Raw genomic sequence first — 20144 nt, 5'->3', positions numbered from 1 at the left:
CTACACTTTATTAAGCTGATTTACCTGCTTTTCTTCGTAATTGCTCTCCTACAAACTTGATTCCTTTTCCTTTGTAAGGTTCAGGTTTACGGAAGCCTCGAATTTTCGCAGCAACTTGTCCTACTAATTGCTTATCGTGAGAAGTTAATTTAACGACTGGGTTTTTACCTTTCTCACTTATGGTTTCTACCTTAACTTCAGGAGCCAAATCTACCACAATGTTATGAGAATAACCAATTGCTAAATCTAATTTCTGCCCTTGGTTTGTCGCTCTGTAACCAACACCTACTAATTCAAGTTGTTTTGTATATCCTTGAGATACACCTTGAATCATATTGTTAATTAAAGCTCTATATAACCCATGCTTAGCTTTAAAAGCCTTTTTTTCTGAAGGTCTTTCTAATACTATAGTATCGTCTTCAACTTGAATATCGATATCGCTGAACTCTTGTGTTAGCTCTCCTAATTTTCCTTTAACCGTTACGATTCCATCTTTAACGCTTACATTAACGCCTTCTGGAATGGTTACGGGACTTTTACCTATTCTTGACATTGTTTTCGTCTTTTAAGTATTAGTAAACGTAGCAAAGTACTTCACCACCAACTTTTTCTTTACGAGCTTGCTTATCTGTCATTACTCCGTGAGAAGTAGAAACAATAGCAACTCCTAAACCGTTAAGAATTCGTGGTAATTCTTCTGCACCTGCGTATTTACGTAAACCAGGTTTACTTATTCGTTGAATTTCTTTAATTACAGACTCTTTAGTTTCTTTATCATACTTAAGAGCTATTTTAATGCTACCTTGAGCGGTCTCATCTTCAAATTTGTAACTAAGAATGTATCCTTGATCGAATAATATCTTTGTAATTTGTTTCTTCAAATTAGAAGCAGGAACTTCCACCACTCTGTGATTTGCTGCTACCGCATTTCTAATTCTTGTTAAATAATCTGCAATAGGATCTGTATTCATCTATCTTAATTTATGGTTGTGGTTTTCATAATGAACCTTCAACCTATTTATAATTTACCAACTGGCTTTTTTAACTCCAGGGATTAATCCTTTATTTGCCATCTCTCTGAACATTACACGAGAAATTCCAAATTGTCTCATATACCCTTTAGGTCTACCTGTTAATTTACAACGATTGTGTAAACGAACCGGAGAAGAATTTTTTGGTAATTTTTGTAATGCTTCATAGTCTCCAGCTTCTTTTAAAGCTTTTCTCTTTTCAGCATACTTGTCTACCAATTTTTGTCTTTTTACCTCACGGGCTTTCATTGATTCTTTAGCCATAATTAATTCTTTTTAAAAGGTAATCCTAGTTCAGTTAACAATGATTTTGCTTCCTTATCAGTATTAGCGGTAGTAACAAATGTAATATCCATCCCGTTAATTCTGTTCACTCTATCGATATTGATTTCTGGGAAAATAATTTGTTCTGTTACCCCTAAATTATAATTTCCTCTTCCATCAAAACCTGTAGCGTTAATTCCATTAAAATCACGTACTCTAGGAAGTGCCGCTGTAATTAAACGGTCTAAAAATTCGTACATACGTTCTCCGCGAAGAGTAACTTTTGCACCAATTGGCATTCCTTTACGTAATTTAAATGAAGCAACATCTTTTTTAGATATAGTTGATACCGCTTTTTGACCAGTAATTGTAGATAATTCTTCTACAGCGTGGTCAATAAGTTTTTTATCAGCTACTGCAGCCCCAACACCTCTACTAAGAACTATCTTAGTAAGTTTCGGAACCTCCATTTTATTTTCGTAGCTAAATTCTTCTGTAAGAGCTGAAATGACCTTGTCTTTATACTCTTGTTTAAGTCTTGGTACGTAACTCATAACTAAATTACTTCATTAGATTTTTTAGAAAATCTCACTTTTTTATCGCCTTCCATTTTATACCCAACACGAGTTGTGTTTCCATCTTTATCAACTAAAGATAAGTTTGAGATATGAATTGGAGCTTCTTTCTTCGCTATTCCTCCCTGTGGATTAGATGCACTTGGTTTCTCATGTTTAGAGATCATATTTACACCTTCCACAATTGCTTTATTCTTTTCAATTAATACTGTTTGAACTTTGCCTTCTTGACCTTTATGATCTCCAGCTATTACTTTAACAGTATCTCCTGATTTTATTTTAAGCTTTGCCATCTTAATCTGTATTAAAGCACTTCTGGTGCTAATGATACAATCTTCATAAATTGTTTATCACGAAGTTCTCTTGCTACAGGACCAAATACACGTGTACCTCTCATTTCTCCGGTTGGGTTCAACAGAACACAAGCGTTATCATCGAAACGGATGTACGAACCGTCTGGTCTGCGTACTTCTTTTTTGGTACGAACAACAACTGCTGTTGAAACTGCACCTTTTTTAATGTTCCCATTAGGTGTAGCTTCTTTTACGCTGACAACAATTTTGTCTCCAACAGAAGCGTATCTCTTTTTTGTACCTCCTAATACACGAATTGCTAAAACTTCTTTAGCGCCGGTATTGTCTGCTACTCTTAATCTAGACTCTTGTTGTACCATAATTACTTCGCTCTTTCAATTATTTCTACTAATCTCCAACTTTTAGTTTTACTTAAAGGTCGTGTTTCCATGATCTTTACAGTATCCCCTTCGTTGCAGTCATTTTTCTCGTCGTGTGCTACGTATTTTTTCGTTTTCAAAACGAATTTTCCATACATAGGGTGTTTCATTTTCTTTACTTCAGAAACAACAATAGATTTCTCCATTCTGTTACTAGTAACAACACCTATACGTTCTTTTCTTAAGTTTCTTTTTTCCATCTTACTTCAGCAGAATTATTCTAATTCTCTTTTTGTCAGTTCTGTTGCTAATCGCGCATTAGTCCTTCTTACAGTTCTTAACTGCGCAGGATTATCTAAAGGCGTAATTGCATGAGCCATCTTTAAATCTGTGTAAGTTTGCTTTGTTTTAGCAATTTCTTCTTGCAATTCAGCTACCGATAATTTTTCTATTTCTGATTGTTTCATAATTTCAAAAATTATTCTTGATAATCCCTAGCTACAATAAATTTAGTTCTCACAGGAAGTTTTTGTGCTGCAAGGCGTAAAGCTTCTTTTGCTGTTGCCAACGACACACCTCCTAATTCAAAAAGGATTCTTCCTGGTTTCACTACTGCTGCCCAATATTCTACGTTACCTTTACCTTTACCCATACGAACCTCAAGAGGTTTTTTAGTAATTGGCTTGTCTGGGAAAATTTTAATCCAAAGTGAACCTTCCCTTTTCATATAACGAGTTGCAGCAATACGTGCTGCTTCTATTTGTCTTGCAGTAACAAAACTAGAATCTAACGATTTGATCCCGAACGTTCCGTTTGAAAGTCTATGCCCTCTTTGAGCGTTTCCTTTCATACGGCCTTTTTGCTGCTTACGGTATTTTGTTCTTTTAGGCTGTAACATTTCTTTTTCTTTAAAAAATTACTTTCTACGACGTGATTTGTTACCACCTCGTCCAGATCCAGATTTTCCTCCTTGCTTTTTAGATAAACCAACAAGCGGAGAAAGCTCTCTTTTTCCGTACACCTCACCTTTCATGATCCACACTTTAACACCCAATCTACCATAAGTAGTATGAGCTTCAACTAAAGCGTAATCAATATCGGCTCTAAAGGTTGATAATGGAATTCTCCCATCTTTATATCCTTCTGAACGCGCCATCTCAGCACCATTTAAACGGCCTGAAATCTGAATTTTTATTCCTTCTGCGTTCATTCGCATTGCAGCAGCAATAGCCATTTTAATTGCACGACGATAAGAAATACGATTTTCTATTTGTCTTGCAACACTCGCTGCCACTAGATGAGCGTCTAATTCAGGTCTTTTAATTTCAAAAATATTAACCTGAACTTCCTTACCTGTAATCTTTTTAAGCTCTTCTTTTAACTTGTCTACCTCCTGGCCGCCTTTACCAATAATAATGCCCGGACGAGCGGTGGTGATAGTAACGGTTACAAGTTTAAGCGTACGCTCAATGATTACTCTAGATACACTAGCTTTTGAAAGACGTGCATGGATATACTTTCTAATCTTATCATCTTCGGCAAGTTTATTACCGTAATCATCTCCTCCGTACCAGTTAGATTCCCATCCTTTAATGATACCAAGTCTGTTTCCGATTGGATTTGTTTTTTGTCCCATACTCCTACTTAGCTTTGTGTATTGTTTTTAGAATCTAACACCAATGTAACATGGTTAGATCTTTTTCTAATTCTATGTGCTCTTCCTTGTGGAGCAGGACGAAGTCTTTTTAACATACTTCCACCATCCACACGAATTTCTTTAATAAACAGCTCAGCTTCTTCAACACTAGCATCTTCATTTTTCATTTGCCAGTTAGCAATTGCTGAAAGCAACAACTTTTCTAATCTACCCGATGCTTCTTTAGAGCTGAATTTTAAAATTTGAAGCGCTTTCTCTACACCTTCACCTCTTACCAAATCTGCGACTAAACGCATTTTTCTTGGTGAAGTAGGGCAGTTATTTAGCTTTGCAAAAGCTATTTGCTTTTTAGCCTCTTTTATTTGCTCTGCTCTTTCTCTTTTACGAACTCCCATAGCTTCAATTATTTTTTACCTTTATTTTTTGCACCAGCGTGACCTCTAAAAGATCTTGTTGGTGAAAATTCTCCTAATTTATGACCCACCATGTTCTCGGTTACATATACAGGAACAAATTGTTTCCCGTTATGAACACCGATTGTTTGCCCAACAAAATCTGGAGTTATCATAGAAGCTCGTGACCAAGTTTTGATTACAGACTTCTTTCCAGACTCAACATTCTGAGCAACTTTTTTCTCTAATTTATAGTGAACGTAAGGTCCTTTTTTTAATGAACGTGCCATATCTTAATTATTTCTTTCTACGTTCTACAATATACTTATTACTCGATTTGGTTTTAGAACGAGTTCTGAAACCTTTTGCAGGAAGACCTTTTCTTGATCTTGGATGACCTCCAGAAGCACGACCTTCTCCACCACCCATTGGGTGATCAACAGGGTTCATAACTACTGGTCTAGTTCTAGGTCTTCTACCTAACCAACGTTTTCTACCCGCCTTACCTGAAATCATTAACTGATGATCACTGTTAGAAACAGCACCAATAGTCGCCATACATTCAGCTAAAATCATACGAGTTTCCCCCGATGGTAATTTAATTGTAGCGTATTTTCCTTCTCTTGCCATTAATTGAGCAAAAGCTCCAGCACTTCTTGCCATAACCGCTCCTTGACCAGGACGCAATTCAACACAAGAAACCACTGTTCCTAATGGAATTTGAGATAATGGCATTGCATTACCAATTTCTGTTGCAATATCTGACTTACCAGATACAAGATTCTGCCCTACCTGAAGCCCATTTTGAGCAATCACGTAACGCTTTTCTCCATCCTGATAATTCAATAACGCAATGAAAGCTGTTCTGTTTGGATCGTACTCTATTGAAGCTACGGTTCCAGGAACACCTTGCTTATCACGTTTAAAATCGATAACACGGTAACGTTTCTTATGACCTCCACCTAAATAGCGCATGGTCATTTTTCCTTGACTGTTTCTACCTCCAGATCTTTTTTTCGGAGCGAGTAAACTCTTCTCCGGCTTATCAGTTGTAATAGCGTCATACCCATTCACAACTCTAAATCGCTGACCAGGAGTAATTGGTTTTAATTTTCTAACCGACATTTCTACTTCTTCTCTTAAAGATTAGTATATAAATCTATAGTTTCTCCTTCCGCCACCTGTACAATTGCTTTTTTATAAGCGTTTGTTTTACCAGTAACAATCCCAGTTTTCGTATAACGACTCTTGCGATTTGGACGGACATTCATTGTACGAACTTTTTCAACTGAAACACCATAAGCAGACTCAACTGCGTCTTTTATTTCAATCTTGTTCGCCTTATTATCTACTACAAATGCAAAACGATTATTTATTTCACTGTCATTGGTAGCTTTTTCCGTAATAATAGGTTTTCTTAAGATACTCATAATGCTTATTTACTCAAATTCGATTCAATTCCTTCTAAAGCACCTTCCAAAAGAACAACATTTTTAGCGTTAAGTATTTTGTAAGTACTTAATTCTGAATTAGTTATGACTTCTGAGGTCTTTAAATTGCGTGATGACAAATATACATTTTTATTTGACTCACCCAACACGATTAATGATTTTTTACTTTCAATACCTAAACCTTTTAAAACATCAATGAAGTTTTTTGTTTTAGGAGTATCAAAATTAAAATCTTCAACAACAACGATAGCGTTATCTTTAGCCTTTTGACTTAAAGCTGATTTTCTCGCTAAACGTTTAAGATTTTTATTTAATTTGAAACCGTAATTTCTTGGACGTGGTCCAAAAACACGACCTCCACCTTTGAAGATTGGAGATTTAATACTACCAGCTCTCGCGGTACCGGTTCCTTTTTGTTTTTTAATCTTTCTAGTACTACCTTTTATTTCAGCACGCTCTTTTGCTTTGTGAGTTCCTTGACGTTGATTGGCAAGGTACTGTTTCACATCAAGGTAAACAGCGTGATCATTAGGTTCTATTCCAAAAACAGCATCAGAAAGGTCTGCCTTTCTTCCTGTTTCTTTTCCTTTAATATCTAATACTGCTACTTTCATTACTTCTGTATAGTTACGTAAGCGTTTTTGTGACCTGGAACACATCCTTTCACCACAAGTAGATTTTTATCTGCTACTACCTTTAACACTTTTAGATTTTGTACTTTCACTTTCTCTCCGCCCATTTGACCTGCCATACGCATACCTTTAAATATACGCGCAGGATATGAGGCAGCACCCACAGAACCAGGAGCTCTCAACATGCTTTGTTGACCGTGTGTTTTAGAAGAACCTCTAAAACCGTGTCTTTTAACAACACCTTGAAAACCTTTTCCTTTAGATGTTCCCGATACATCGACAAATTCACCTTCAGCAAAATGTTCTACTGTAATTTCATCACCTAATTTGTGATCCCCATCAAAACCTTGAAATTCGACAACTTTACGTTTGGCAGCAGTACCAGCTTTCTTAAAGTGACCTTTAGCAGCATTTACAGTACTTTTGTCTGTTTTGTCATCGAAACCAAGTTGAAGTGCTTCATACCCGTCAACCTCGTTGGTTCTGACTTGGGTAATTACGCATGGCCCAGCTTGAATAACGGTACAAGGAATGTTTTTTCCGTTCTCGTCAAAAATGCTGGTCATACCTATTTTTTTTCCTATTAACCCAGACATATTTATTAATTATTAATTAAACTTATTTACTTAAAAAAAGGGTTAGAAAAATACTCTAACCCTAACCCTATGTATTTTTCTTTTCCGTTTTTCCCTTGCTCGCAGCTTGGGACATGTGATTGAATTTAAAATCCAGTAAGTGATTAAACTTTAATCTCAACTTCTACTCCACTTGGCAATTCAAGCTTCATTAACGCATCAATTGTTTTTGAAGATGAGCTATAAATATCAAGTAATCTCTTATAAGAACTTAATTGAAATTGCTCTCTTGCTTTTTTATTTACGTGTGGAGAACGAAGTACTGTAAAAATCTTTTTGTGAGTTGGTAGAGGGATTGGACCTGTAACTACCGCTCCTGTTGTTTTTACAGTTTTTACAATTTTTTCAGCAGATTTATCTACCAAGTTATAATCGTAAGATTTTAATTTTATTCTAATTTTCTGACTCATGTTCCTTGTTATTAATCGTTAGCTCCTTTAGCTGCTTTAATTACTTCTTCTGATATGTTTGAAGGAGTTTCAGCATAGTGAGAAAATTCCATTGTAGAAGTTGCACGACCTGAAGAAAGCGTTCTTAAGGTTGTTACGTATCCAAACATTTCTGCTAATGGCACATCTGCTTTAATAACTTTTGCACCAGATCTGTCTGACATACTGTTTACTTGCCCTCTTCTTTTGTTAAGGTCACCTACAATATCTCCCATATTTTCTTCAGGAGTTACTACTTCATTCTTCATAATTGGCTCTAAGATTACTGCTCCAGCTTTTTTAGCAGCAGCTTTGAATCCCATTTTTGCAGCCAACTCGAATGATAATTGATCTGAATCTACCGGGTGAAAAGATCCATCTTTTAATGTCACTTTTAAGGTATCCATATAGAAACCAGCTAAAGGTCCATTTTTCATAGCTTGTTCAAATCCTTTCTGAACAGAAGGAATGAATTCTTTTGGAATACGACCACCTTTAATTTCATCTACGAATTGAAGTCCTTTTCCTTCGAAATCTTCATCTACAGGACCCATTTCGAATACAATGTCTGCGAATTTACCACGACCACCAGATTGTTTTTTATAAACTTCTCTGTGTTCAGCGTTTTTAGTTACCGCTTCTTTATATTCTACTTGTGGTTCACCTTCGTTAACTTCAACTTTAAATTCTCGTTTTAAACGATCTACAAGAATCTCGATATGAAGCTCTCCCATTCCTGAAATCACTGTTTGACCTGAAGCCTCATCAGTTTTTACTTGGAATGTTGGATCTTCTTCAGCTAATTTAGCTAAAGCCATACCCATTTTATCAACATCTGCTTTAGTTTTTGGCTCAACCGCGATACCAATTACTGGCTCAGGAAAAGTCATAGATTCTAAAACAATAGGATGATTCATATCTGTTAACGTATCTCCCGTTTTAATATCTTTAAAACCAACAGCCGCTCCAATATCTCCAGCTTCAATTTTATCAATCGGCTCCTGTTTATTAGAGTGCATTTGATACATTCTAGAAATACGTTCTTTCTTACCAGAACGGTTATTAAGAACATAAGAACCTGCTTCTAAAGCACCTGAATAAGTTCTAAAAAATGCTAAACGACCAACGAAGGGATCTGTAGCAATTTTAAATGCTAAAGCAGAGAACGGAGAATCTACGTGAGGTTTACGAGATTCCTCCTCACCTGTTTCCGGATTTGTACCGACGATAGCTTCAACATCTACAGGAGAAGGCAAATAACGCATCACAGCATCAAGCATCGCCTGAACACCTTTATTTTTAAATGCAGAACCGCACATCATTGGAATAATAGACATATCAATTGTTGCCGCTCTTAACGCTGCAATAATCTCATCTGGAGTAATTGAATTTTCATCTTCAAAGAACTTTTCCATCAAGGCTTCATCATACTCAGCAACAGCTTCAACAAGCTCAGCACGGTATTTATTAACCTCGTCCATTAATTCTTCAGGAATATCAATCTCTTCATAAGTCATTCCGTGATCTTCTTCATTCCAAATAATTGCTTTTTTGGAAATAAGATCAACAACTCCTTTAAAGTCTATTTCATCACCGATTGGAACTTGTAATGGCACTGGGTTTCCACCTAGCATTTCTCTAACTTGTTTACACACATTAAAGAAGTCAGCTCCCTGACGGTCCATTTTATTCACAAATCCTAAACGTGGTACTTTATATTTATCAGCCTGTCTCCAAACGGTTTCAGACTGGGGCTCAACACCATCTACAGCACTAAACAATGCAACCACACCATCTAAAACACGAAGCGAACGCTCTACCTCTACGGTAAAATCAACGTGACCCGGAGTATCAATAATATTTACTGTAAACTCCTGATCTCTATACATCCACTTGCAATGAGTAGCAGCAGAAGTAATTGTAATACCTCTTTCCTGCTCTTGCTCCATCCAGTCCATTGTTGCAGCACCATCGTGAACTTCCCCTATTTTATGACTGATTCCAGTATAATAAAGGATACGCTCTGTTGTGGTAGTTTTACCAGCATCAATATGCGCTGCAATTCCTATATTTCTTGTAAATTTTAAATCTCTTTGTGCCATTTTATTTAGAATCTAAAGTGTGAGAATGCTTTATTGGCTTCTGCCATTTTATGTGTATCTACACGCTTCTTAACCGCAGCTCCTTCTTCTTTCGCAGCAGCTAAAACTTCCGCAGCTAATTTTGCCGCCATAGCTTTTTCATTACGTTTACGAGCGAATGATATTAACCACTTCATTGCGGTAGAAACTTTTCTATCTGGTCTAATCTGCATCGGAATCTGAAAAGTAGCTCCACCTACACGTCTACTTCTCACTTCTACGTGAGGCATAACGTTAGATAACGCATCTTTCCAAATTTCTAAACCAGTTTTTTCATCGTCTTCTTTTTTCTCTTCTACGATATCTATTGCATCATAAAAGATTTTAAAAGCAACAGATTTTTTACCATCCCACATCATCATGTTAACAAAACGCGTCACTAACTGATCATTAAACTTTGGATCTGGTAAAAGAGGTCTCTTTTTTGCCTGTCTTTTTCTCATGTCTTCTCTTTAAAAGTTGTTAATTACTTCTTAGGGCGTTTTGCTCCGTATTTAGATCTACGTTGTGTTCTTCCTTCAACACCCGCGGTATCTAACGCACCACGAACAATATGATATCTAACACCTGGTAAATCTTTTACCCTTCCACCTCTTACCAATACTATCGAGTGCTCTTGCAGATTGTGTCCTTCTCCAGGGATGTAAGCGTTCACCTCTTTACCATTTGTCAACCTTACCCTTGCAACTTTACGCATCGCTGAGTTTGGTTTTTTAGGCGTAGTGGTGTAAACACGCGTACACACTCCTCGTCTCTGAGGACACGAATCTAAAGCAGCCGATTTACTCTTCTTGGTCATTTTGGCTCTTCCTTTTCGTACTAATTGTGAAATTGTTGGCATAATTTCTTTTACACTATAATTACATTAAATAATAAATACCCTAATTTTAGGGTTTGCAAATGTAGAAATTTATTTAAAGTATTCAAATTATAATTAATTAATTTTCAGCAATGTTTAAAATTATTTGTTTCTTTCCGCAAGAATTCAGATTTAACCACGTTTAGATTTAAGATATTTTTGTGTTTTGAAAAAGCTCCTTTCTTCATTATTCATTATTCTTTCCTTCTTATTATATACTCAAAAAATAATAGGGCAAGAATTATATTTATCTATTAAGGGAAGTTCTAAAGAAGAAACCAGCGAAATAGATTCGATTGCTTACCAACCAAAACACGATAACTTTAATAGTTTACTTAAAGAAACTGACTCTTTATTTTATTTTATTCAAAAACAAGGTTACGTAAATGCCACCCGAAATAAATTAAAAAAAGAAAACGATTCAACTTTTACGACTCGATTTAGTCTAGGTAAAAAAATTAAAACCATAAAAATTTTCTACGACGACCAAAAGATCACAAAATCGATATTAGAAAAAATCTCATCAGACATTCATTCAAATTATTTTGTGATTCCATTTAAAGGAATAGAAAAAAAACTTCAATTTTTAAATAAAGAAATTGCAGATCAAGGAAAACCTTTTTACAGTTTTCAACTTTCAGAATTAAGAATTGAAAAAAATGAACTCAGCGCGTTTTTAAAATCTAACACTTCTCAAAACCGAACTATTGACTCCATCGCAATTAAAGGTTATGAAAAATTTCCTCGATCTTTCATAAAGAATTTTTTACGTATAAAAAAAGGAAAGGTTTTTAATAAATCGGAAATTGATAAAAAAATTAAACGCTTAAGTAATCTACGATTCGTAAACTCAATTCGCGATCCTGAGGTACTTTTTACAAAAGACACCACTACTTTATATTTTTACCTCGAAAAAAGAAACAGCAATATTTTTGATGGATTTCTCGGTTTTGCCACAAATGAAGAAACCAACAACTTAGAAGTCAATGGATTTCTTAACCTTCAACTCATTAATAATTTAAATTTTGGGGAAAGTTTAAATATTGAATACAAAAGTGACGGAAATAAACAGCAACGATTTCGAGTTCAAGCGATTTTACCATATTTATTCAACACCCCTTTTGGTACGGAACTAGAATTAGAATTATTCAGAAAAGATTCAACATTCACCACAAGCGACCAAAGCGCAAAACTTACCTATCAATTAAATTCACAAATTATCCTAAAAGCAGGTTATAAAGGAAGCACTTCAAATTATTTATTAGAAGATGCGCCAGTTACCGGAACCGTAAATGAAGATTTTAATGCAAATTATTTTTTAGTCGGTGGAACATTTCAAGACCTAAACGATTATCAACAAATTATTCCGATTAAATCATATTTAAATATTGAAACAAATTTCGGAAAAAGAGAAAGGGAATCTAACTCTACAAACCAAGTAAGAATACAAAGTCGGGGATTTTATAATTTTTTCCTAAACAATAGAAATATAATTTACTTCGGAAACGAAACGGGATATTTGAATTCCGACGATTATCTTACCAATGAATTATTTCGTTTTGGAGGAATTCAAAATTTACGTGGTTTCCAAGAAAACGGACTTTTTGCATCTTTTTATAGTGCATTTCAAACGGAATATCGCTATCTTTTATCACCTACCCTTTATATGCATTCTATTATTGACTTCGCAACTTTACAAAATAAAGTAATAGAAAGCAATTCGAATAATCTCTACGGAATAGGATTCGGATTAGCGCTTAAAACACAAGCCGGACTTTTAAAATTAAACTTCGCAAACGGAAAAACTGAAGAGCAAAATTTCGAATTCAGAAATACAAAAATTCACTTAAGTTTAAGTGCCTTTTTTTGATATTACAATGCTCACAACTAACGATCTCGTAAAAAAAAAGTAAATTTTACTACAAAATAGTTGTGTAATTAACTTTTAATTAGGATTTTTGGCTTTGGCTAATTCAAATAAATTATAAAAATGAGAACAAAGTTTAGTGGAATTTTAACGCTGTTACTAGCGTTTGTCGTGCAAATATCCTTTGCACAAGAAAAAACAGTTACCGGTACGGTAACAGATCCGGACGGATTACCCTTACCCGGTGTTAACATTGTAATTGAAGACACTTCAACCGGAACACAAACAGATTTTGATGGAAATTACAGCATTCAAGTTTCAGAAGGAGAAACTTTAGTATTTTCTTATGTTGGTTTTGTAAAACAAGAGATTAAAGTCGGAAATTCGAACTCATATAATGTTAGCATGAGTTCTGACAACACTTTGGATGAAGTCGTAGTTCAAGCATATAGAACTTCTTCTGAGAAAAAGTCAAATATTGCTTCATCTACAGTAACTTCTTCAACCATCGAAAATAGACCGAATGCTAACGTTATTCAAACTTTGCAAGGCCAAGTTGCAGGTTTAAATATACAGACTGGCTCCGGTCAGCCAGGGGCGAACAGTACTGTAATCTTAAGAGGGGCAGGCTCTATCAATGGGTCTATAGAACCTCTTTATATAATAGACGGGGTGCCGCAAAACGGTGATAATTTTAGAAGTTTAAACCCTAATGAAATTGCTAGTGTATCAGTATTAAAAGATGCTGGTGCTACTGCGATTTATGGTAACAGAGGTGCAAATGGTGTTATAATCGTTGAAACAAAACGCGGGAGTTACAACTCTTCTTTAGAAATTAACTATATTGGAGCAACTGGATTTACCGAACTACAAGGGAATGACTATGATTTAATGAACTCTCAGCAGTTATTGACATTAGAAAATAAAAGAGGTTTAGGACTTGGAGCTACACTTACCGAAGAGGAGATAGCTAATTATGAGGTTAACACGGATTGGAATGATTATTTTTTTCGAACTGGTATTAGTCAAAGCCACACTTTAAACCTAAGTTCAGGTTCTAAGAACCTAGCTTCGTTTACTTCACTAGGTTATTTTAATCAGGAAGGAATTCTTAAAACAACCGACTTAAACCGGTTCACTTTTAGAAATAATCTACAAGGCAAATCTGACAATGATAAATTTAATTACTCAACTAATTTAACTATCAACTGGTCAAGAAGAAATGAAGCGACAAATGTCGGTACTGGAGGAGTAAATCAAAATTATGTTTTAGGAGCAAATAATAGTGCGCCATACCTTTCTCCATCATTATATGAAAATAGTGATCAGTTGTTCTCTCTCTACCAGGAAGACGGAACGCTGTTATATACTCCTTTAATGCTTATTGATAAACTTAATAATTTTTCAAATCAGTATGATGAATTGAAATCTATTGCTAATATTTCAGGAAGCTATAAAATTACTGATAATATAACTGCATCAGCCAACCTTGGTTTAGATTATACTCAGACTGTTAGAAACGTTTTTCAATCTTCGGGAGCATTTAACTCTTTATTGTTTCTTGAATCTGACCAAGAATTTGGCGGGCTTGATGCTAATAGCATGTCTAGACAATTAATTGCTAATGTGAATTCACAACTCAAGTATGAAAATACTTTTAACCAGAAACATAATGTAGAGTTAAGTTTATTTACTGAATATGTAAAAGCGCACTTACGAGGTTTTGGTTTTACTCAAAATGGATTAAACCCAAAAACATCTGCACCTTATGCAGGAACCGGTTATATAGGATATGATAATACGCCGTACTATGTCCCTGATGTCAATGCAAATAAAGTAGATTCAGGATTATTTTCTTATTTCGCATATGGTGACTATGATTATAACTCTATGTTTGGTCTTAGCGGAACAGTAAGACGAGATGCTTCATATAGATTCAACACTACAAATAGATGGGGAACCTTCTGGTCAGTTGCAGGACGTTGGAATATATCTGAAATGGATTTTATGGATAACTCTGCTTTTAACATGTTGAAATTAAGAGCTTCTTATGGTAAAACTGGAAATCAAAACATTGCTGGCGAAAGTTTGTTTACATTACCAAATGCAACACGAGAACTTTATTCAGCAACTACAGGATACAATAACCAAAATACTATTGGCATTAGCCAATTAGGAGTGGCAACACTGAAATGGGAAGAAATCTACCAAGCAAATATTGGTTTAGATTTTGAAGTTTTTGATCGAAGATTGAGAGGTAGTGTAGATGTATATGAAAAAAGAACCGAAGACCTTTATCAAGGCGTTCAAATTTCAGCGATAAATGCGATTACTTCAATTAATAAAAATTTCGGAACTCTTAAGAATACAGGTATTGAATTTAATATAAATGCAGATGTTATTAAAACGGAAGACTTTCGACTAACTTTAAAAGCCAACGGGGCATATAATAAGAATAAAATTGAAGACATGCCTGGCCCTGACGGAAATAGTTGGGATGGTGAATCTCTCACAATTAATCAGGAAGGTAAAATGTTAAATGAATATTATGCAATACCTTATGCAGGTGTAAATCCAACTAATGGAAACTTACTGTTTTATGATATTAATGGTAATTTAACAGAGAACCCAGATCCTACAGCTGATAGACGATTTACAGGAAAAAATCTTTTTCCAAGTATGCAAGGCGGGTTTGGTTTTGACTTAGATTATAAAAACTTTTTTGTATCTTCTTTATTCACATATGTAACAGATGTTTGGAGATATGATTATGATTATTCGGGTCTAATTGACAGAAGTAATATTGGAGTTTTTAATCTTTCAAATGACATCCAGAGAGCATGGACTCCTGAAAATACTAGAACCGATATTCCTAGTCTATCTGCTACAAATATTGGGTTAGATACGAATAGTGATAGATTTTTAAAAGATGCTTCCTATGTCAGAATGCGTTATCTAACATTAGGTTATAATTTTACACCAGAGATATTAAAAGACACTTTCTTTGGCCAAGCAAGAATATATGTTCAAGGTGAAAATCTAGTAACATGGACAAAATGGAGAGGTTGGGATGCTGAAAGTAACAGAGCTTCTGATCAATACCAGTATCCAACGCCACGAATTTATACTTTAGGAATAGAATTAAAATTTTAAAAAAATTATGAAAAAAATACTTATTTTTATAATAGGAATCTCACTATTCTCTTGTCAAGATGCTATTGACATAGAACAAGCTGGGGAGTTAACAGAAGATGTTGCTATCGAGAATGTAACAGATATGCAAAATAACCTTAATTTTGTATATAGTGCAGTAAATAATTCAACTCAAATTTCTCTTTCCTCTATTTGGACAGATGAAGTTGGAATTGGTTTTGCAAATGGCGGTCAAGGATTAGATGGAGATTATTTATTTCAGATGAACGCTGGATCTAATTTTGCGAGTGGTATATGGAATAGTTCTTATGATCTTATTAATTTTGCCAACAGGCTTATTAAAAGTTCCGAATCAATTTCTCCTGAAGAGGGAGAAGAAGAACAAGCTTATCTTAATATTCTTGCTCAAGCAAGAGCATTAAGAGCTTGGGCACATTTTCAGCTTTTAACGTATTTTTCAGAAGACATTACAGATGACAATTCTGCAGGGGTCTTATTAGTGGATTTTGTTCCAAAAACTAATGATAATTTACCAAGAAGTTCTACAGGAGAAGTTTTTGATTTTATCATAAAAGATTTAGATTTCGCAGAAACAAATCTCTCTGAAACTATGACCAATCCAATCTATTTATCTCAAGATTTCATAACAGCATTTAGAGCAAGAATGGCTCTTTACAGAGAAAATTACACGGAAGCACAGGGATATGCTCAACAATTAATTGATCAAATTCCTTTATCACAACCAAGTACTTATAGAGATATTTGGAGAGATGAAGCTGCAGGTGAAGTCATTTTTAAACTCGAGAGAACAACAAATGATGGTCGTATTGCAAGTTTATGGCAATCAGTAAGTAATAGAATTGATGGCTCATCGTTTTATGAAGTTGGTCGAGCTTTATTTAATTTACTTGATGAAAATGATGTACGTTACGATGTTCTAATTGGTGATGAGTCTATAGTAGATCCTACTTATTTTGCTAGTAATAACTATTTAGAAAGTGATATTTTATTGATTAATAAATATCCTGGCTCTGAAGGATTAAATAGATTAAATGACTTAAAAATATTCAGAGTTTCTGAAATGTATTTTATTAAAGCTGAAGCTCAAATAAATAACGAAAATCTTTCTGAAGCAGCTTCTACAATCCAAGAAATACGCGAAGCACGCTATACATCAAACACTCCCTCTTTACCTAGCTATTCAAATTCAACTGAAGCTTGGGCTGATTTACTAGAAGAAAGGAGAATTGAGTTAGCATTTGAAGGACACCGTTACATTGATTTAAGAAGAATAGGACCTAAAGCAAATGTTACTGTAGACCGTGACCCTAAGGATTGCGATTTCAGTGGAATTTGCTCTATACCTAATAATGATTATAGATTTATTTTACCAATTCCGGCTACTGAGATACAAGCGAATGATGAATTATCTCAAGATGACCAAAATCCTGGATATTAAAAAAAAACTTATGAAAAAAATAATTTTATTACTACCGATACTTATCATAATATTTTCTTGTGAGCAAGACAAATTGATATATAATGGAGATGATTTTGTAGGGTTTCGATTGACCTCTAATCAATACAGTGTCATAGAATCAAGAGAAGGAGCTTTAACTTTAGCTCTTTCTAGTGAAGCAAAATCTGATTTGACAATTAATTTAGAAGTTAATGACAGTACAGCTGTAAGAGATATGGATTATACTATACCTAATTCTGTTGTTATTCCAAGTGGTCAAAAATCTGTAGAAATTCCAATTACAACTGTTAATGATGAGGACGAAAATGGTTTAAGAGTTTTTGAATTAATAATTACTTCCGTTTCTGATTCAAATATTAAAATAGGAATAGAAGATGAAGGATCATATTCTAAAGTAGTACGTATTATTGATGATGACTGTCCAACACGCTATGTTGATTTTATTGGCAATATTAGAGTAAAAGATTCTGATAGCGGTTCTACAGTGGAAGGGACTGCTGATGCTACACAAGATGGTGAATGTGACTTATTAGTGATTAATGCTCATCTTCTTCCCAGTCTATCTGAACAAGATTCTAATAAACAATTTGCATTAGAATTATTTCCCGCACCAGGAACAGAAGGAAAATTTGGTGATGTAAATGTTCCTCAAACTATTGTTTTAAGAGATGCTCAAGAAGACTTTGAAATCGAAGATGGAGTATTTGTTAACTTGGATTTGGCTTATTCAGGTTCTGGAACTTACAATGCTGAAGAAGGTATTATAGAAATTCAATATGATGCTGTTGCTATAAATCAAAGTTCAGGTGAGCCAATAGGTAATTTTTGGAATGGCACCACTACTATTACAACCAACAATCAGTAATTACTATATTACAAGAAAAATAAATAAAGAAAGGTTGGTTAAAACTAGCCTTTCTTTATTTATTTTCTTATTTTTAATTAAAACTTAAAAAAATGAAAAAGAAAATTATTTTAATTATAATACTAAATATATCATTTTTTGGCTTTTCTCAAACAGCAATACAAAAAAAAGAAATAGTTTCAAAGTATAGTTCAGAAAAAATAAATGAGATTAAAGCATTTATGAAAAAGGAAGCCAAAGAAAATGAAACTAAAATAAATAAATTAATAAATTCAGGGAAAGCAAAAAGAAAGATAACATTAAAAAATGGTAATACTGCTACCTTAAGAAGCATAGTAAAAGATAGCATACCCATTTATTACACTCTCCATAATGCCGATGCAGCTAAATCTACTAGAACCTATTTCCTTAATTCGGGAGGTGCGCTAAATTTAGACTTGGATGGTCAAAATATGACCGTTGGGGTATGGGATGAAGAAACTGTTCTAGAAACGCATCAAGCTTTTATCAAAAATGGAACATCAAGGATTTCAATAGAAGAACCTGGCACAACGGATGGTTTTCATGCTACTCATGTAGCAGGAACTATCGCAGCTAGTGGAGAATTCAATAGTCAAGCAAAAGGAATGGCTCCAGAATGTAATATTTTAAGCTATGATTGGAATAATGACGATTTCGAAGTTCTAAGTGAGGGAGGCAACGGATTATTGATTTCTAATCATTCCTACGGAACCCCGGTGTCAGAAAGCCCAGCTTGGTATATGGGTGCATATTCTTCTGCCTCTAGATCATGGGATCAAATAACTAGAACTGAACAATACCTTTTAACAGTAATAGCAGCTGGTAATGACGGTAATGTAACAAACCCTTCACCTTTGCAAACTGGTTATGATAAACTTACGGGAAATGCAGTATCTAAAAATAATCTAGTTGTAGCTAATGCTTTTGATGCTCCTATTGGACAATCTACTGGGACCATCATTGGTGAAGTAAATATTAATCCTTCTAGTAGTCAAGGACCAACAGATGATGGTAGAATTAAACCTGATATTACTGGAAATGGAACAGATCTTCTATCAACTGCTAACTTCTCTAATAGTTCTTATGATAAGAGTTCAGGAACCTCAATGGCCAGCCCTAACGTAGCAGGAACACTTATCTTACTCCAACAATATTACAATAGATTAAATGGTAATTTTATGTATGCTTCTACTTTGAAAGGTTTAGCCTGTCATACTGCGGATGATATTTTAATCGATGGACCAGATGCAATATCTGGATGGGGATTATTAAATGCTTTAAAAGCTGCTAATACCATCACTAAAGATTTTAGTGGAAATGGATCATCAATAATTCAGGAAAATACAATGACAAATAGTAATATTCTCGAATTTGAAGTTCAGGCATCTGGAACTGAAAATTTAGAAGCTACAATTTGTTGGACAGATATTCCAGGTACTGCAACTACTTCTTTAAATTCTAATACACCTGCGTTAGTAAACGATTTAGATATAAGGATAATTAAAAATAGTAATAACACAGAATATTTCCCATGGAAATTAAATTTGGCTAATTTAAATTCTCCTGCAATTAAAGGGGATAATAACGTTGACAATGTAGAGAAAGTAAGTGTAGATAATGCTAATGGAGGTGATACTTATACAATCAGAGTTAGTCATAAAGGTAACTTGACTGGAGGTTTTCAAACTTATAGCTTAATTGTTACTGGAATAGATGCTACCGCTTCAACTATAGGTTCTAAAAAGAATCAATTTTCTATCTGGCCAAACCCGGCTGATAACTCTGTGAACTTTACAAGTCCAAATGGATTTACAGATGCGACAATTGAAATTTATGATTTAAATGGTCGTATTGTAAAAACGTTTAATGATATTAACACTAGTAAAACTTTCTCTGGAGATTTAACAGGAATGGCTGCCGGAGTTTATGTTGCTAAATTAAATGATGGTATCAACGGAACTATTCAAAAAAGAATCATAAAGAAATAAATCTTTTTTTAGAAATAAATTGAAGGGCAATC

Annotated in this window: 25 protein-coding genes; 5 read left to right on the top strand and 20 right to left on the bottom strand. The window is 34.5% G+C overall.

Features of this window, described 5'->3' with window-relative positions; translation table 11 throughout:
* Positions 1 to 10: 10 nt before the first annotated feature.
* The 20 genes from rplF to rpsL form a co-directional block, all read right to left on the bottom strand.
* Entirely contained in the window at positions 11 to 553 is a 543-nt protein-coding gene (gene rplF / locus ACFFGL_RS03490; RefSeq protein ID WP_309728643.1) for a 50S ribosomal protein L6, read from the bottom strand.
* 19 nt (positions 554 to 572) lie between these two features.
* On the bottom strand, positions 573 to 971 hold the full coding sequence (gene rpsH, locus ACFFGL_RS03485) for a 30S ribosomal protein S8 (protein ID WP_309728645.1): 399 nt from the start codon (positions 969 to 971) through the stop codon (positions 573 to 575).
* Between the two features lie 54 nt (positions 972 to 1025).
* Positions 1026 to 1295 carry a 30S ribosomal protein S14 gene (gene rpsN / locus ACFFGL_RS03480; protein ID WP_309728647.1) on the bottom strand — a complete coding sequence of 90 codons (270 nt, stop codon included), beginning with the start codon at positions 1293 to 1295 and terminating at the stop codon, positions 1026 to 1028.
* 2 nt (positions 1296 to 1297) lie between these two features.
* On the bottom strand, positions 1298 to 1849 hold the full coding sequence (gene rplE / locus ACFFGL_RS03475; protein ID WP_309728649.1) for a 50S ribosomal protein L5: 552 nt from the start codon (positions 1847 to 1849) through the stop codon (positions 1298 to 1300).
* 2 nt (positions 1850 to 1851) lie between these two features.
* Positions 1852 to 2163, bottom strand: coding sequence for a 50S ribosomal protein L24 (rplX, locus tag ACFFGL_RS03470; RefSeq protein ID WP_309728651.1), 312 nt, complete (start codon positions 2161 to 2163; stop codon positions 1852 to 1854).
* Between the two features lie 11 nt (positions 2164 to 2174).
* Positions 2175 to 2543: a 50S ribosomal protein L14 gene (gene rplN / locus ACFFGL_RS03465; protein WP_121667792.1), complete on the bottom strand. Its 369-nt coding sequence runs from the start codon at positions 2541 to 2543 to the stop codon at positions 2175 to 2177.
* Between the two features lie 2 nt (positions 2544 to 2545).
* Complete coding sequence (gene rpsQ / locus ACFFGL_RS03460) at positions 2546 to 2803, bottom strand: 30S ribosomal protein S17 (RefSeq protein ID WP_309728655.1); 258 nt, start codon at positions 2801 to 2803, stop codon at positions 2546 to 2548.
* 15 nt (positions 2804 to 2818) lie between these two features.
* Positions 2819 to 3010, bottom strand: a complete 192-nt coding sequence (rpmC, locus tag ACFFGL_RS03455; protein ID WP_309728657.1) for a 50S ribosomal protein L29 — start codon at positions 3008 to 3010, stop codon at positions 2819 to 2821.
* Between the two features lie 11 nt (positions 3011 to 3021).
* Positions 3022 to 3441: a 50S ribosomal protein L16 gene (gene rplP, locus ACFFGL_RS03450; RefSeq protein ID WP_309728659.1), complete on the bottom strand. Its 420-nt coding sequence runs from the start codon at positions 3439 to 3441 to the stop codon at positions 3022 to 3024.
* Positions 3442 to 3459: 18 nt separating this feature from the next.
* A complete protein-coding gene (gene rpsC / locus ACFFGL_RS03445) occupies positions 3460 to 4179 on the bottom strand; it encodes a 30S ribosomal protein S3 (RefSeq protein WP_309728661.1) in 720 nt (239 codons plus the stop codon).
* Positions 4180 to 4187: 8 nt separating this feature from the next.
* On the bottom strand, positions 4188 to 4595 hold the full coding sequence (rplV, locus tag ACFFGL_RS03440; RefSeq protein ID WP_309728663.1) for a 50S ribosomal protein L22: 408 nt from the start codon (positions 4593 to 4595) through the stop codon (positions 4188 to 4190).
* An 8-nt stretch (positions 4596 to 4603) separates the two neighbouring features.
* Complete coding sequence (gene rpsS, locus ACFFGL_RS03435) at positions 4604 to 4882, bottom strand: 30S ribosomal protein S19 (protein WP_111127716.1); 279 nt, start codon at positions 4880 to 4882, stop codon at positions 4604 to 4606.
* Between the two features lie 7 nt (positions 4883 to 4889).
* Entirely contained in the window at positions 4890 to 5717 is an 828-nt protein-coding gene (gene rplB, locus ACFFGL_RS03430) for a 50S ribosomal protein L2 (protein ID WP_309728666.1), read from the bottom strand.
* 14 nt (positions 5718 to 5731) lie between these two features.
* Positions 5732 to 6022: a 50S ribosomal protein L23 gene (gene rplW / locus ACFFGL_RS03425; protein WP_309728668.1), complete on the bottom strand. Its 291-nt coding sequence runs from the start codon at positions 6020 to 6022 to the stop codon at positions 5732 to 5734.
* A gap of 5 nt (positions 6023 to 6027) precedes the next feature.
* Positions 6028 to 6657, bottom strand: coding sequence for a 50S ribosomal protein L4 (rplD, locus tag ACFFGL_RS03420; protein ID WP_309728670.1), 630 nt, complete (start codon positions 6655 to 6657; stop codon positions 6028 to 6030).
* The gene (gene rplC, locus ACFFGL_RS03415) at positions 6657 to 7271 is read right to left on the bottom strand and encodes a 50S ribosomal protein L3 (RefSeq protein WP_309728672.1); all 615 of its coding nucleotides are present in this window, start codon (positions 7269 to 7271) and stop codon (positions 6657 to 6659) included. The genes rplD and rplC overlap by 1 nt, the downstream gene beginning before the upstream one ends.
* A 143-nt stretch (positions 7272 to 7414) precedes the next feature.
* Positions 7415 to 7720 (bottom strand): 30S ribosomal protein S10, encoded by a 306-nt coding sequence (gene rpsJ, locus ACFFGL_RS03410; RefSeq protein WP_111541895.1) that lies wholly within the window; start codon positions 7718 to 7720, stop codon positions 7415 to 7417.
* Positions 7721 to 7731: 11 nt separating this feature from the next.
* Positions 7732 to 9840 carry an elongation factor G gene (gene fusA, locus ACFFGL_RS03405; protein WP_309728679.1) on the bottom strand — a complete coding sequence of 703 codons (2109 nt, stop codon included), beginning with the start codon at positions 9838 to 9840 and terminating at the stop codon, positions 7732 to 7734.
* Between the two features lie 5 nt (positions 9841 to 9845).
* Positions 9846 to 10322: a 30S ribosomal protein S7 gene (gene rpsG / locus ACFFGL_RS03400; RefSeq protein WP_309728681.1), complete on the bottom strand. Its 477-nt coding sequence runs from the start codon at positions 10320 to 10322 to the stop codon at positions 9846 to 9848.
* A 23-nt stretch (positions 10323 to 10345) separates the two neighbouring features.
* Positions 10346 to 10720: a 30S ribosomal protein S12 gene (rpsL, locus tag ACFFGL_RS03395; RefSeq protein ID WP_121667779.1), complete on the bottom strand. Its 375-nt coding sequence runs from the start codon at positions 10718 to 10720 to the stop codon at positions 10346 to 10348.
* Positions 10721 to 10904: 184 nt separating this feature from the next.
* Here rpsL and ACFFGL_RS03390 point away from each other — a divergent pair, with 184 nt between their 5' ends.
* The 5 genes from ACFFGL_RS03390 to ACFFGL_RS03370 all read left to right on the top strand — a co-directional run bounded on the left by ACFFGL_RS03390 (position 10905) and on the right by ACFFGL_RS03370 (position 20112).
* Complete coding sequence (locus ACFFGL_RS03390) at positions 10905 to 12608, top strand: POTRA domain-containing protein (RefSeq protein WP_309728684.1); 1704 nt, start codon at positions 10905 to 10907, stop codon at positions 12606 to 12608.
* A 120-nt stretch (positions 12609 to 12728) separates the two neighbouring features.
* Positions 12729 to 15758, top strand: coding sequence for a SusC/RagA family TonB-linked outer membrane protein (locus ACFFGL_RS03385; RefSeq protein ID WP_309728686.1), 3030 nt, complete (start codon positions 12729 to 12731; stop codon positions 15756 to 15758).
* A gap of 7 nt (positions 15759 to 15765) precedes the next feature.
* Positions 15766 to 17217, top strand: coding sequence for a RagB/SusD family nutrient uptake outer membrane protein (locus ACFFGL_RS03380; protein ID WP_309728688.1), 1452 nt, complete (start codon positions 15766 to 15768; stop codon positions 17215 to 17217).
* 10 nt (positions 17218 to 17227) lie between these two features.
* The gene (locus tag ACFFGL_RS03375; RefSeq protein WP_309728689.1) at positions 17228 to 18103 is read left to right on the top strand and encodes a hypothetical protein; all 876 of its coding nucleotides are present in this window, start codon (positions 17228 to 17230) and stop codon (positions 18101 to 18103) included.
* A gap of 92 nt (positions 18104 to 18195) precedes the next feature.
* On the top strand, positions 18196 to 20112 hold the full coding sequence (locus ACFFGL_RS03370; protein WP_309728691.1) for a S8 family serine peptidase: 1917 nt from the start codon (positions 18196 to 18198) through the stop codon (positions 20110 to 20112).
* Positions 20113 to 20144 lie beyond the last annotated feature (32 nt).

The sequence above is a fragment of the Mesonia maritima genome, from assembly GCF_042433895.1.
Classification (GTDB): Bacteria; Bacteroidota; Bacteroidia; order Flavobacteriales; family Flavobacteriaceae; genus Mesonia; species Mesonia maritima.
Note: the sequence above shows the minus strand (reverse complement) of the source record. Positions and strands in the feature narration are given on the sequence as shown.

Bases quoted from the DNA above. Each gene is read 5' to 3' on its own strand.
- rplF (WP_309728643.1), bottom strand. From the start codon at position 553: ATGTCAAGAATAGGTAAAAGTCCCGTAACCATTCCAGAAGGCGTTAAT.
- rpsH (WP_309728645.1), bottom strand. From the start codon at position 971: ATGAATACAGATCCTATTGCAGATTATTTAACAAGAATTAGAAATGCG.
- rpsN (WP_309728647.1), bottom strand. From the start codon at position 1,295: ATGGCTAAAGAATCAATGAAAGCCCGTGAGGTAAAAAGACAAAAATTG.
- rplE (WP_309728649.1), bottom strand. From the start codon at position 1,849: ATGAGTTACGTACCAAGACTTAAACAAGAGTATAAAGACAAGGTCATT.
- rplX (WP_309728651.1), bottom strand. From the start codon at position 2,163: ATGGCAAAGCTTAAAATAAAATCAGGAGATACTGTTAAAGTAATAGCT.
- rplN (WP_121667792.1), bottom strand. From the start codon at position 2,543: ATGGTACAACAAGAGTCTAGATTAAGAGTAGCAGACAATACCGGCGCT.
- rpsQ (WP_309728655.1), bottom strand. From the start codon at position 2,803: ATGGAAAAAAGAAACTTAAGAAAAGAACGTATAGGTGTTGTTACTAGT.
- rpmC (WP_309728657.1), bottom strand. From the start codon at position 3,010: ATGAAACAATCAGAAATAGAAAAATTATCGGTAGCTGAATTGCAAGAA.
- rplP (WP_309728659.1), bottom strand. From the start codon at position 3,441: ATGTTACAGCCTAAAAGAACAAAATACCGTAAGCAGCAAAAAGGCCGT.
- rpsC (WP_309728661.1), bottom strand. From the start codon at position 4,179: ATGGGACAAAAAACAAATCCAATCGGAAACAGACTTGGTATCATTAAA.
- rplV (WP_309728663.1), bottom strand. From the start codon at position 4,595: ATGGGAGTTCGTAAAAGAGAAAGAGCAGAGCAAATAAAAGAGGCTAAA.
- rpsS (WP_111127716.1), bottom strand. From the start codon at position 4,882: ATGGCACGTTCATTAAAAAAAGGACCTTACGTTCACTATAAATTAGAG.
- rplB (WP_309728666.1), bottom strand. From the start codon at position 5,717: ATGTCGGTTAGAAAATTAAAACCAATTACTCCTGGTCAGCGATTTAGA.
- rplW (WP_309728668.1), bottom strand. From the start codon at position 6,022: ATGAGTATCTTAAGAAAACCTATTATTACGGAAAAAGCTACCAATGAC.
- rplD (WP_309728670.1), bottom strand. From the start codon at position 6,657: ATGAAAGTAGCAGTATTAGATATTAAAGGAAAAGAAACAGGAAGAAAG.
- rplC (WP_309728672.1), bottom strand. From the start codon at position 7,271: ATGTCTGGGTTAATAGGAAAAAAAATAGGTATGACCAGCATTTTTGAC.
- rpsJ (WP_111541895.1), bottom strand. From the start codon at position 7,720: ATGAGTCAGAAAATTAGAATAAAATTAAAATCTTACGATTATAACTTG.
- fusA (WP_309728679.1), bottom strand. From the start codon at position 9,840: ATGGCACAAAGAGATTTAAAATTTACAAGAAATATAGGAATTGCAGCG.
- rpsG (WP_309728681.1), bottom strand. From the start codon at position 10,322: ATGAGAAAAAGACAGGCAAAAAAGAGACCTCTTTTACCAGATCCAAAG.
- rpsL (WP_121667779.1), bottom strand. From the start codon at position 10,720: ATGCCAACAATTTCACAATTAGTACGAAAAGGAAGAGCCAAAATGACC.
- ACFFGL_RS03385 (WP_309728686.1), top strand. From the start codon at position 12,729: ATGAGAACAAAGTTTAGTGGAATTTTAACGCTGTTACTAGCGTTTGTC.
- ACFFGL_RS03380 (WP_309728688.1), top strand. From the start codon at position 15,766: ATGAAAAAAATACTTATTTTTATAATAGGAATCTCACTATTCTCTTGT.
- ACFFGL_RS03375 (WP_309728689.1), top strand. From the start codon at position 17,228: ATGAAAAAAATAATTTTATTACTACCGATACTTATCATAATATTTTCT.
- ACFFGL_RS03370 (WP_309728691.1), top strand. From the start codon at position 18,196: ATGAAAAAGAAAATTATTTTAATTATAATACTAAATATATCATTTTTT.